The sequence below is a fragment of the Comamonas denitrificans genome, from assembly GCF_042654745.1.
In the GTDB taxonomy this organism is placed as follows: domain Bacteria; phylum Pseudomonadota; class Gammaproteobacteria; order Burkholderiales; family Burkholderiaceae_C; genus Comamonas; species Comamonas denitrificans.
In genome coordinates, this window is sequence record NZ_JBHSEY010000024.1 from 21302 (window position 1) to 33309 (window position 12008).

The window sequence follows — 12008 nt, forward strand, 5'->3', positions numbered from 1 at the left end:
CAAAAGAAGCCATTTTTTTAATATTTTTTTTAACTGAAAGGAAGCTTTTTATGACCTCTTGGCAATGTGTGCGCCTGATCGCCGGTATTTTTATCTTGTTGTCTCTGGCTCTGGGCATTCCCGGCAGCCCCGTGTTTATCAGCCAATGGTTTTTGGCCTTTACGGCCTTCGTTGGTGCCAACCTGCTGCAAAGCGCCCTGACCAAATGGTGCCTGCTCGAAAGCATTCTGCGCAAAATTGGCGTTCAGCCAGGGTGCTAAACCCCTAAACAACCTCTGCAGCGGGGCCAAGGCAATTTTTCAGTGCTCCCCGCCGTGATGGTGCAGCACATACAAAAAAACGCCCCTTTCGGGGCGTTGCTGTTTGAGAAAAGCTGTTTTAGAGCGAATCAATAAAGCTGCGCAGCTTGTCGCTGCGGCTGGGGTGCTTTAACTTGCGCAGCGCCTTGGCCTCAATTTGGCGGATGCGCTCGCGCGTCACGTCAAACTGCTTGCCCACTTCTTCCAGCGTGTGGTCGGTGGACATTTCAATGCCAAAGCGCATGCGCAGCACCTTGGCTTCGCGCGGGGTGAGGCCATCCAAGATGTCTTTCACCACATCGCGCAGGCCCGCCTGCATGGCCGCTTCCATGGGCGCGACGTTGTTGGAGTCCTCGATGAAGTCGCCCAAGTGGCTGTCGTCATCGTCGCCAATCGGGGTTTCCATCGAGATGGGTTCTTTGGCGATTTTCATGATCTTGCGGATCTTGTCCTCGGCCATCTCCATCTTCTCGGCCAGCAGGGCTGCATCGGGCTCAAAGCCAAATTCCTGCAAGTGCTGGCGTGACAGGCGGTTCATCTTGTTGATGGTCTCGATCATGTGCACCGGAATGCGAATGGTGCGGGCCTGGTCGGCAATCGAGCGGGTAATGGCCTGGCGGATCCACCACGTGGCGTAGGTCGAGAATTTGTAACCCCGGCGGTATTCGAACTTGTCCACCGCCTTCATCAGGCCAATGTTGCCCTCTTGAATCAAATCGAGGAACTGCAGGCCCCGGTTGGTGTACTTTTTGGCAATCGAGATCACCAGGCGCAAGTTGGCCTCGATCATCTCTTTCTTGGCAAAGCGGCTGGCGCGTTCGCCATCGTTCATGCGCTTGTTAATGCGCTTGAGCTCTTCCAGCGGCACCACCACGCGGTTTTGCAGGTCGATGAGCGACTGCTGCAGCTCTTGCACATCGGGGATGTTGCGCCCCAGGATGGCGCTGTAGGGCTTGTTGCTGGCGGCCTGCTTTTCCACCCACTGCAGGTTCAGCAGGTTGGCTGGGAAGTCTTTGATGAACTGCTCTTGGCTCATGCCGCATTTATCGACAATGATTTTGCGCAGCTCGCGCTCTTTCTTGCGCACATCATCGACCTGGGCGCGGGCCATATCGCACAGCTTTTCGATGGTTTTGGCCGTAAAGCGAATGGTCATCAGCTCTTCGGTGATGGACTTTTGCACCTTGACGTAGGTGGGCGAGCCCCAGCCGTCTTTGTCATACGCCTTGCGCAGCTTCTCGAACAGCACGCCCATGCGGTCAAAGCGCTCCAGCGCGTCGGTTTTGAGCTTTTCCAGCAGGCGTGTCATGGCCTTGGAGCCGCCTTTGCCGTCGTCATCGTCGTCTTCGTCGTACTCGTCGAAGTCTTCTTCGGCCACATAGTCGTCGTTCTCATTGGCATTGACAAAGCCATCGACAACGGTGGAGATGATCACCTTGCCTTCGCGGATGTCTGCCGCCATTTTCAGCACTTCGGCAATCGTGGCGGGCGAGGTGGAGATGGCCTCCATCATGTCCATCAGGCCGCCCTCGATGCGCTTGGCGATTTCGATTTCGCCCTCGCGGGTGAGCAGCTCCACCGTGCCCATTTCACGCATGTACATGCGCACGGGGTCGGTGGTGCGGCCAAATTCACTGTCCACGGTGGACAGGGCCGCCTCGGCCTCCTCTTCGGCTTCTTCTTCGGTCGTGGCGGACTGGCCGGTGTTGTTCAGCAGCAGGGTCTCGGCATCGGGCGTTTGCTCGTACACCGCGACGCCCATGTCGCTGAGCATGGCGATCACCACTTCCAGCGTTTCGGCATCAACCAGCTTGTCGGGCAGGTGGTCGTTGATTTCAGCGTGGGTCAGGTAGCCGCGCGTCTTGCCCAGCTTGATCAGCTGTTTCAGGCGCTGGCGGCGGGTGTTCATTTCTTCTTCGGTGAGCACCGTCTCATCCAGGCCGAATTCCTTCATCAAGGCGCGTTCCTTGGCCTTGCTGATTTTCATGCGCAGGGGTTTGACTTTTTCCACACCTTCGGCCGGGGCGGCGGCCTCGGGTTCGGCCTCCAGCTCCAGGTCGGATTCGATGTCGCTCAAATCGGCATCGTCATCCAGGGCCGGTTTGCCTTTGCCTTTGCCTTTGGCTCCGCGCTTGGCGCTGGGCTTGTCGGCATCGGCGGCGGCCGCTTTGGTGGTTTTTGTGGTTTTTGTCGTTTTGGTGGTTTTTTTGGCTGCAGCGGCTTTTTTGGCTGGTTTTTCTTCTGTTGCAGCGTCGGCCACGACCTCGGTGGCTACCGCTTTTTTGCTGGTGGTTTTTTTGGCGGCCGGTTTTTCTGCGGCAACAACGGCCTCAGGCTCTTTGGGCGCTACTGTTTTTTTAGCTGCAGCCGCTTTTTTTACGGGCTTTTCAGCGTCAATTTGCTCTGCAGTTGTTTTTTTGTCAGCGTCAGCCGCTACTTTTTTTGCTGCCGTGGCCTTGGGTTCGGCTTTTTTACGGGGGCTTTTGGGGGTTGCTTCTGCCAACAGCGCATCGGCCATGGCTTTGAGTTCAGCTTTGGTTGCCACTTACATTCCTTTTTGCAATATCCACCAGCACGCCAAAGGTGCATGGGCTGCACCTAGCGGGCGATCAGTTTTTTTCCATTGAGTCTGCACAGCACGCACCTGGGGCCAGGGCGTGGGGAAGTCAAACCTTCCCAGGCAAGATGGTGGGCGATCATTTGGTGTGCAGTCCTTGCGAAAGTGGGTCAAGGCGCGGTGCCGAACGTGAATGCGCTTTCACGTGACCCGGGTCGGAGGTGCTGCTGTCGCTCTTGCCGGTAAGGGGGCAATTATAGGCAATGACGGGAAACTCAAGACCAAATTTTAAAAAAATGTCAAGAGTTTTCAAAAAATTAAGCCCGTTTTAAAGATTCTTGCTGCGCAATTGCAGATTTTGGTAGCGCTGACGCAGCTCTTGGTTGCCGGGGTCGTTGGCATACGCTTGGGCCAATTGGGTTAGAAGCTGGCGAATGCGCTGGGTCAGCAGCGGTTTCAAAATGCTGCGCAACTCGGCTTGCTGGGCCTGGGGGTCATCTTCTGGGTGGCCCAAGGGGCCGGCCATTAGGCGTTGCACCCAAGCGCCATGTTCTGACTGGTCCAGCTGCTGCTGCACCACGGCCCAGGTTTGCGCACCGTGGGCTTGGTAAAACGCCTCCGTCCAGGCAAACAAGGGGCCATGCGGCACGGGCAGGTGTACCAGCGCATCCCAATCGTCGTTGTCCAGCTGCTCCAGCAAGGCCATGTGCCCCAGTAAGAGGCGCACGGCTTGGTCTGGCCCGTTGGTGATTTCAACGCGGCGCATCGGCGGCGGCGCTGGGGCGTAGCGGCCTTGCCCCCATTTTTCAGAGGGCGCAAACGGTCTGGCTTGGCCGCGCTGCCAGGGCTGGCGCTCGGTACGGCGAAAACCTGCGCCTGGTGCACCGCCTTGCGCTGCAGGCCCAAGGTGGCCTGCGGCTGGGCTCGGTGGCTGCCAACTGCGCTCCAGCTCGTGCGCGGGCAGGGTGATGTGCTGGGCCAGCTCGTCCAAAACCAAACGTTTCAAGGTGCTGGGCGGCAATAAATTCCACAGCGGCTGGGCTTGGTTGGACAGTTTGGCCTTGCCCGGCGCGGTGCCCAGGTCGCAGCCCTCGCTGGCCACTTGCAATAAAAATTGGTTGAACGGCATGGCCGCATGCACCATGCGCGTAAACGCATCGGCCCCATGGGCGCGGATGAAGCTGTCTGGGTCGTGCTCGGGCGGCAAAAACAAAAATTTGGCGCTGCGCTTGTCGCTCAGCAGGGGCAGCACCGCCTCCAGCGCTTTGCGGGCGGCCCGCTGGCCGGCGGCATCGCCATCAAAGCTGAACACCACCGCTTCGGTAAAGCGAAACAGCTTGTGCACGTGCTCGCTGGTGCAGGCTGTGCCCAAGGTGGCCACGGCATTGGGAAAGCCCAGTTGGGCCAGCGCCACCACGTCCATATAGCCCTCGCACACCAGGGCGTAGCCGCTGTCGCGCAAGGCGGTGCGGGCTTCGTACAGGCCATACAGCTCGCGCCCTTTGTGAAACAGCGCGGTTTCGGGGGAGTTGAGGTATTTGGGCTTTTCATCCCCAAAGACGCGCCCGCCAAAGCCGATGCACTGGCCTTTGACATCGCGAATCGGGAACATGATGCGGTCGCGAAAACGGTCGTAGCGCTTGCCCTCGTCCTCGTGCGCGTTGTGGATGACCAGGCCGCCCTCTTCCAGCAAGCGGCTGGTGTAGTCGGGGAAGATGCTGGCCAGAAAATTCCAGCCCGCCGGGGCGTACCCCAGGCCAAAGCGGCGGCTGACCTCGCCCGAGACACCCCGGCGCTTTAAATACTCGATGGCGTGCGGGGCGTTTTTGAGCTGTTCGCAATACGCCTGGGCGGCCCGCTCCAGGGTATCGACCAGGCTGTCTTGCTGCTGCTTCATGGCCTGGCGCTGGGCACGCTGCTGGGGGGAGATGTCTTCCTGCGGCACCTGCATGCCCACCTCTTGGGCCAGGGACTGCACCGCCTCCATAAACTCCATGCCCGTGTGCTCGCGCAAAAAGGCGATGGCATCGCCGCCTTTGCCGCAGCCAAAGCAATGGAAAAACTGTTTGACCGGGCTGACGCTGAACGAGGGCGATTTTTCCCCATGAAACGGGCACAGCCCCATGAAGTTGGCCCCGCTTTTTTTCAGCGGTACATAGCGCCCCACGACATCGACGATATCGACGCGTTGGAGCAGGTCTTGGAGGAAGGAGGCAGGAATCGACACGGCAGCGATTGTCTTGCAAATCGCCCATCCGCTGGGACGTTGCATGAATTAAAAATTAAAAAATAAAGAGCATTTACCGCAATGAATACGTGGTTTTTTATATAAATTGACTAAAAAACCAATAAATACAAGCGGTAAACACTATGGTTTTTGATTATTCCCACCGTCCCGCACGCGCCAGTACCGGGCAAAGCGCGGCAGCCCGCTGGCGTGGGTGCCGTTGAAGCGGTAGGTGATGGTGCTGCCAATGGCCGGCGGCTGGGCGCGGTCGGCATCGCGCAAGCCGCTGCCAATTTTGAAGCGTTGGCCACTGGGCATCTCCACCAGCAAAGCGCCGGTCAGGCCCTGGTATTTGCCTTTGCCGGGCAGGTGGGCCACGACCACGGCCTCGGCATCTTCGAACAATTTCAGCTTGATCAAATCATCACTGCGCCCTGGGCGGTAGGGGCTGTCGGCGCGGCGCAGCATCAAGCCCTCGGCACCCGCCGCGCTCACATCGTTTAACTGCTGCTGCAGCGCAGCGTGGCTATCAACCTGCCACTGCGCTGCAGCCTGCACCCAGGGCTGGCCCATGGCCTTGACCACGCGCTGCAAGGCCTGCTGGCGCTGGGCAAAGCCGCCGGGGTGCTGGGGCAAGTCAAACACCATGTAGCGCAGCGCCCGCCAGCCGCCCTCATCCTTGGCCCCCAGCGCTACCGTGGCCTGCACGGCGGCAAACTGCCCCCGGCCCGCCCACAACTCGCCATCGAGCGCCTGCGCGGGCCAGCCCTGGGTGAACCAGGCGGGCGCGTCAATGGGCAGCCCCTGGCGGCTCATCAACCGCTGCCCGTCCCAATGGCCACGGATGCCGTCGTACTTCTCGCTCACCCAGTACGCCTGCACGTCCAGCCCAGGCCGGTAGCTGTTGGCCAGGGTGAGCGCATCGGCCCAGGCCGCAGCGGCCAGCAGGCACAGCGTGAGAAAACCACCCAGGCGGCGTAGCCAGAAAAGTGGGGGCATGAGGGGGGCCTTTCATGGGTGGCAGGTTGGCACCGTGCTGCCAACTTTATGCGATCTGCGGAAACCGGGCCGCCGCGCTCAACACGGCCAGGATCGAGGCGGTGACGATGTTTGCATGCAGCCCTACGCCAAGCGCGTTCGACAAATTAACTTAAAACATGTACATTAATCTGTACGTTAAGGTGTGCATCTTAGGAGAAAATCATGCAAGTTATCAGCTTCACCAAGGCCCGCAATGAGTTCAAAGGAGTCATTGACCGCGTAGTGGCTGACCGCGATGCAACCCTCATCCACCGCCGCGACGGGGAAAACGCCGTCCTGCTCTCCGAATCCACCTACACCAGCATGCTAGAGACACTGCACTTGATGCAAAGCCCCGCGAATGCACGTCGCTTGATGGCCGCTGCCCAGCAAGACCGCAAAGGTATCGCCAAAAAACAAACCCTCATTGAAGCGTGAGCCGCACAATTAAATTCCTCCCTGATGCCTGGGGGGACTACCTCTATTGGCAAGGCCAAGACAAAAAGACCCTCAAACGCATCAATTTGCTACTGACCGAGGCAGCGCGAGAACCATTCGTTGGCACTGGAAAGCCCGAGCCACTGGTGGGCAATTTATCAGGCTACTGGTCAAGGCGTATCGACCAGACCCACCGGCTTGTGTACCGTGCCGATGATGATGATCTGGTCGTCTTGCAGTGTAGATACCACTATGGCGACTGAGCTTGAACTGGCGAGATGCCGTTAGTAGTTTGTTAGGCCGCAGCGCCCAGCTTCTGCGCGCGCGCTATTTCTTGCTGCAAGAAGTCGATCTGCGGGTGGCGCACCCACAAAAACATGCCGGCTTTGGGTTCGGTGAACAACTCAAAGCCCAGTTCAAGAAAACGGGCGGCGATTTTTTCATGCGCGGCGGTGAGGCGCTCGCGCAGCGTTTTGGCGTGTTTGCGCCAGCGCCCGTCAATCAGGGCACCGTAAACGATGCGCTCAGACAGCTCGGCCGAGGTCAGGCCGGCAATCATCTTGAGCTGGGCCAGGTCCTCGATCAGCTCTGGGTGGCCCGCCATATAGCCCACGCGCAAGTTGGGTGAGATGGTTTTGGAAAAGCTGCTGATATAGACCACGCGCTTGAGCTGGTCCAGGCTGGCCAAGGAGGGGTGGGGACGCGGATCCAGGTCGCTAGAAAATGGACATCTACGACGTGCTGATGTCCGCCACCGGCACCGTCGCCATGTATGTGTACCTGTGCATCGCCATCTCGCAGCTCAAAATGCGCCAAAAGCTTGATGCCGCCAAGACCGAGATCACGTTCAAAATGTGGCTCTTCCCCTGGCTGACCTATGCCGTCATCTTCGCCATCCCTGCCGCGCTGGTGGTGATGGTGTTCGAGGGCACTTACCGCACCGAGGTGGTCTATACCTCCTTGCTGGCGGCGGTGATCATCGCCATGGGGCTGATTGCCCAGAAGTTCAATATCGGTGGGCCCCAGGCCCAGCACGCACCGGCCCACCCCTCCAAAGGAGGCTTGCAGCCCGAGGCCAACCCCACCTGATCCACCCCGTTTTTTTTGTATCGCAAAGGAAGTCTCAAAAATGCTCCAAAAAACCCACCGCACCGCTTTTCAATGGCACGACCCGCTGCTGCTGGACCAGCAACTGACCGACGAAGAACGCATGGTGCGCGAGGCCGCTGCGGCTTACTGCCAGGAAAAGCTCGCACCCCGCGTGCTCGAAGCCTTTCGCCATGAGCACACCGACCTGGCCATCTTTCGCGAGATGGGCGAACTGGGCCTGCTGGGCCCCACCATCCCCGAGCAATACGGCGGCCCCGGCCTGAACTACGTCAGCTACGGCCTGATTGCCCGCGAGATCGAGCGCGTCGATTCCGGCTACCGCTCCATGGCCAGCGTGCAGTCCTCGCTGGTGATGGTGCCCATCTACGAATTTGGCAACGAGGAAACCAAACAAAAATACCTGCCCAAGCTGGCCAGCGGCGAATGGATCGGCTGCTTTGGCCTGACCGAGCCCAACCACGGCTCCGACCCCGGCAGCATGGTCACCCGGGCCAAAAAGGTCGCTGGCGGCTACCAACTAAGCGGCAGCAAAATGTGGATCACCAACAGCCCGGTGGCCGACGTGTTTGTCGTCTGGGCCAAGGACGATGCCGGGGCCATTCGCGGCTTTGTGCTGGAAAAGGGCTGGAAGGGCCTCTCTGCCCCCACCATCCACGGCAAGGTGGGCCTGCGCGCCAGCATCACCGGCGAGATCGTTATGGACGAGGTGTTTGTGCCCGAAGAAAACGCCTTCCCCGAAGTGCGTGGCTTGAAAGGCCCCTTCACCTGCCTGAACAGCGCCCGCTACGGCATTGCCTGGGGCGCGATGGGCGCTGCCGAAGCCTGCTGGCACACCGCCCGCCAGTACACCATGGACCGCCAGCAGTTTGGCAAGCCGCTGGCCGCCAACCAGCTTATCCAGAAAAAGCTGGCCGACATGCAAACCGAAATCACCCTGGGCCTGCAAGGCGTGCTGCGCCTGGGCCGCATGAAGGACGAGGGCACCGCCGCCGTGGAAATCACCAGCCTGTTCAAGCGCAACAACTGCGGCAAGGCCCTGGACATTGCCCGCACCGCCCGCGACATGCTGGGCGGTAACGGCATCAGCGACGAGTTTGGCGTGGCCCGCCACCTGGTGAACCTGGAGGTGGTGAACACCTACGAGGGCACGCACGACATCCACGCCCTGATCCTGGGCCGCGCCCAGACCGGTATTGCCGCGTTCTAAGCACGGTTTACAACTTCAAATACAAGAGCTGTTAGCGCTGATGATTCAATTGTTTTATAGATTTTTTACTATGAAACCGTTGATTTCAAAGCGCAAGCAGCTCTTTTATTTTTTTAAACGGAACACTTGCTCATGACCGACTCCCCTCCCCGCGCACAGCCCCTGGCCGGTTTGCGTGTGCTTGACCTTTCCCGCGTGCTGGCCGGCCCCTGGGCCAGCCAAATCCTGGGCGACTTGGGTGCCGACGTGGTCAAGGTCGAACGCCCCGGCAGCGGCGACGACACCCGCGCCTGGGGCCCGCCGTATCTGCAGGGTGCCGACGGCCAAGCCACGCGCGAATCGGCCTACTTTCTGTGCGCCAACCGCAACAAGCGCTCGATTGCCATCGACATGGCCAGCCCCCAGGGCCAGCAGCAATTACAGCAACTGGCCGCAAAGGCCGACATCGTGCTGGAAAACTTCAAAACCGGCGGCCTGGCGCAATACGGCCTGGATTACGCCAGCCTGAACGCCCTCAACCCGCGCCTGATTTACTGCTCGATTACCGGCTTTGGCCAAAACGGCCCCTACGCGGCGCGGCCGGGCTACGACTTTTTGATTCAAGCCATGGGCGGCTTGATGAGCATCACCGGCGTGCCCGACGGTGAAGACGGCGCTGGCCCGCAAAAAGTGGGCGTGGCGCTGACCGACATCCTCACCGGCCTGTACGCCACCATCGGCATCTTGGCCGCACTGCAAGAGCGCCGCCACTCTGGTCTGGGCCAGCACATCGACACCGCCTTGCTGGATGTACAGGTGGCCGCGCTGGCCAACCAAGCCTCTAACTACCTGGTCGGCGGCGTGGTGCCGCGCCGCATGGGCAATGCCCACCCCAGCATCGTGCCCTACCAAAGCTTTCCCACGGCCGACAGCGACATGATTCTGGCCATTGGCAACGATGGCCAGTTCGCGCGCTTTTGCCAGGTCGCTGGGCACCCGCAATGGGCGCAGGACGCGCGCTTTGCCACCAACCCGCAGCGTGTTGCGCACCGCAGCGTCTTGATTCCGCTGCTGCGCCAAACCACCGTCATGCGCACCACGGCCGAATGGGTCAGCGCCCTGGAGCAGGCCGACGTGCCCTGCGGCCCGGTGAACCGGCTGGACGAAGTGTTTGCCGATCCGCAGGTGCAAGCCCGGGGCATCCAGGTCGATCTGGCGCATCCGCTGGGCACGGTGGCCACCGTCGCCAGCCCGGTGCGCCTGAGCGCCACGCCCGTGCAATACCGCCGCCCCCCGCCCTTGCTGGGCCAGCACACCCAGGAGGTGCTGCACGACTGGCTACAGTCCCCACTGGCAGACCCCACCGAATCCACGCCACTGGCACCGGCCACTTCCTGAGTCCGGCCACAATGGCTGCCACGATTTTTTTCGTGCCATTTTTTATCCAACATCGCCAACATCGCTTACCAAAATCGCTATGACCACGCCCCAATCCCCCCTGCACCTGCTCCAAGACCCCACCCTGCTGAAAACCGCCGGCTACATCAACGGCACCTGGGTGCAAGGCCCCGACACCTTTGCCGTCACCGACCCGGCCACCGGGCTGGAGCTGGCCCAGGTGGCCAACCTCACACCCACCCACACCCAGCAGGCCATTGATGCGGCCGAGACCGCCCTGCCCGCTTGGCGCAGCCTCACGCACAAGCAGCGCAGCCAATTGCTGCGCAAATGGTTCGACCTGATCATGGCCCACCGCGACGATCTGGCCCGTCTGATGACCGCCGAACAAGGCAAACCGCTGGCCGAGGCCACGGGCGAAGTCGTCTATGGGGCCACCTTTGTCGAGTGGTACGCCGAAGAAGCCAAGCGCACCTACGGCGAAACCGTGCCCAGCTTCGCCCCCGACCGCCGCGCCATGGTGCTGCGCCAACCCATCGGCGTGTGCGCAGCAATTACGCCCTGGAACTTCCCCGTGGCCATGATCACGCGCAAAGTGGCCCCGGCGATTGCGGCGGGCTGCACCGTGGTGGTGAAACCTGCCGAATTCACCCCGCTGTGCGCCCTTGCCCTGGCCGAGCTGGCCCACCGCGCCGGTATCCCGCAGGGCGTGATCAACGTCGTGCCCACCGAGCATGCCGCCGCCGTGGGCAAGGTGCTGTGCGATAGCCCGGTGGTGCGCCACCTGAGCTTTACCGGCTCGACCGAAGTGGGCCGCATCCTGATGGCGCAGTGCGCCCCCACCATCAAAAAACTGGCGCTGGAGCTGGGCGGCAACGCCCCCTTCATCGTCTTTGACGATGCCGATCTGGACAGCGCCGTCGAAGGGGCCATGAGCAGCAAGTACCGCAATGCCGGCCAGACCTGCGTCTGCGCCAACCGCCTGTACGTGCAAGCGGGTGTGTACGATGCCTTTGTCGCCAAGCTGGCCGAGCGCGTGCAGGGCCTGAAAGTGGGCAACGGCTTTGAGCCGGGCGTAACCCAAGGCCCGCTGATCGAACCGGCCGCGCTGGACAAGGTGCAAGAGCACATTGCCGATGCCGTGGCCAAGGGCGGGCGCATCGTCACCGGCGGCCAGCGGCTGCAGGGCCAGTTCTTTGCGCCCACCGTGATCGCCAACGCCACCCAGGACATGCGCGTGGCCCGTGAGGAAACCTTCGGCCCCCTGGCCCCGGTGTTTCGCTTCGAGACCGAGCAGGAAGTCGTGGCCGCGGCCAACGCCACCGAGTTCGGCCTGGCCAGCTACTTCTACAGCCGCGACATTGGCCGCATCATCCGCGTGAGCGAAGCGCTGGAATACGGCATGGTCGGCGTCAATATCGGCCTGCTGGGCAGCGAGCAAGTGCCGTTTGGCGGTGTCAAGCAATCGGGCCTGGGCCGCGAAGGTGCCCACCAGGGCATGGATGAGTACTTAGGGATGTCCTGAACAACTCGGTTTCGCGCGTGCTACGAGACTGAGTTTTTCATCTGGCGCAATGGAGACCGTCTTTCCAGCGGTTCCGCCTTGTTTGGTGCCCCTTGTGGGGGCCACTTGCGCAGCCGCTGCGGCTGCACGGCTGTTTGCGGGCGCACTCATCCCTGCACCCCCAGCAATTGGTGGCGCATCATCCACAGATTGGACAGCGCAAACAGCGTCTTGAGCTGCAGCGTGTTCTTCTTCAAACCTCGGTAGCG

The 12008-nt window shown here is 60.9% G+C and carries 11 protein-coding genes and 1 pseudogene; 7 read left to right on the forward strand and 5 right to left on the reverse strand.

All coding sequences use genetic code 11. The annotated features are described in order from the left end of the window. Nucleotides 1-50 precede the first annotated feature (50 nt). The gene (locus tag ACFO24_RS06180) at nt 51-260 is read left to right on the forward strand and encodes a YgaP family membrane protein (protein WP_207574427.1); all 210 of its coding nucleotides are present in this window, start codon (nt 51-53) and stop codon (nt 258-260) included. A gap of 118 nt (nt 261-378) precedes the next feature. On the opposite strand, the gene rpoD is transcribed toward ACFO24_RS06180, so the two are convergent. The 3 genes from rpoD to ACFO24_RS06195 all read right to left on the reverse strand — a co-directional run bounded on the left by rpoD (nt 379) and on the right by ACFO24_RS06195 (nt 6082). Further along, complete coding sequence (gene rpoD / locus ACFO24_RS06185; protein ID WP_417286494.1) at nt 379-2844, reverse strand: RNA polymerase sigma factor RpoD; 2466 nt, start codon at nt 2842-2844, stop codon at nt 379-381. Nucleotides 2845-3184: 340 nt separating this feature from the next. Next, nucleotides 3185-5128: a DNA primase gene (gene dnaG, locus ACFO24_RS06190; protein ID WP_377737534.1), complete on the reverse strand. Its 1944-nt coding sequence runs from the start codon at nt 5126-5128 to the stop codon at nt 3185-3187. A gap of 96 nt (nt 5129-5224) precedes the next feature. After that, nucleotides 5225-6082 (reverse strand): DNA ligase, encoded by an 858-nt coding sequence (locus ACFO24_RS06195; RefSeq protein WP_377737535.1) that lies wholly within the window; start codon nt 6080-6082, stop codon nt 5225-5227. A 204-nt stretch (nt 6083-6286) separates the two neighbouring features. Here ACFO24_RS06195 and ACFO24_RS06200 point away from each other — a divergent pair, with 204 nt between their 5' ends. Both ACFO24_RS06200 and ACFO24_RS06205 read left to right on the forward strand, forming a co-directional pair. Then, on the forward strand, nt 6287-6541 hold the full coding sequence (locus tag ACFO24_RS06200) for a type II toxin-antitoxin system Phd/YefM family antitoxin (RefSeq protein WP_207574431.1): 255 nt from the start codon (nt 6287-6289) through the stop codon (nt 6539-6541). Then, nucleotides 6538-6804, forward strand: coding sequence for a Txe/YoeB family addiction module toxin (locus ACFO24_RS06205; RefSeq protein ID WP_207574432.1), 267 nt, complete (start codon nt 6538-6540; stop codon nt 6802-6804). Before ACFO24_RS06200 ends, ACFO24_RS06205 begins: the two co-directional genes overlap by 4 nt. Before the next feature lie 32 nt (nt 6805-6836). On the opposite strand, the gene ACFO24_RS06210 is transcribed toward ACFO24_RS06205, so the two are convergent. Next, entirely contained in the window at nt 6837-7229 is a 393-nt protein-coding gene (locus ACFO24_RS06210) for an aminotransferase class I/II-fold pyridoxal phosphate-dependent enzyme (RefSeq protein WP_377737536.1), read from the reverse strand. A 35-nt stretch (nt 7230-7264) separates the two neighbouring features. Between ACFO24_RS06210 and ACFO24_RS06215 the strand changes: the two genes are divergently transcribed. The 4 genes from ACFO24_RS06215 (at nt 7265) to ACFO24_RS06230 (ending at nt 11760) form a co-directional block, all read left to right on the forward strand. After that, a complete protein-coding gene (locus ACFO24_RS06215; RefSeq protein ID WP_377737537.1) occupies nt 7265-7630 on the forward strand; it encodes a hypothetical protein in 366 nt (121 codons plus the stop codon). 40 nt (nt 7631-7670) lie between these two features. Beyond that, the gene (locus ACFO24_RS06220) at nt 7671-8858 is read left to right on the forward strand and encodes an acyl-CoA dehydrogenase (protein ID WP_377737538.1); all 1188 of its coding nucleotides are present in this window, start codon (nt 7671-7673) and stop codon (nt 8856-8858) included. Nucleotides 8859-8990: 132 nt separating this feature from the next. Then, nucleotides 8991-10235, forward strand: a complete 1245-nt coding sequence (locus ACFO24_RS06225) for a CaiB/BaiF CoA transferase family protein (protein WP_377737539.1) — start codon at nt 8991-8993, stop codon at nt 10233-10235. 79 nt (nt 10236-10314) lie between these two features. Further along, nucleotides 10315-11760, forward strand: coding sequence for an NAD-dependent succinate-semialdehyde dehydrogenase (locus ACFO24_RS06230; protein ID WP_377737540.1), 1446 nt, complete (start codon nt 10315-10317; stop codon nt 11758-11760). A gap of 146 nt (nt 11761-11906) precedes the next feature. Here the strand turns inward: ACFO24_RS06230 and ACFO24_RS06235 are convergent. Next, nucleotides 11907-12008, reverse strand: a pseudogene (locus tag ACFO24_RS06235) (IS5/IS1182 family transposase); the annotation flags it as partial.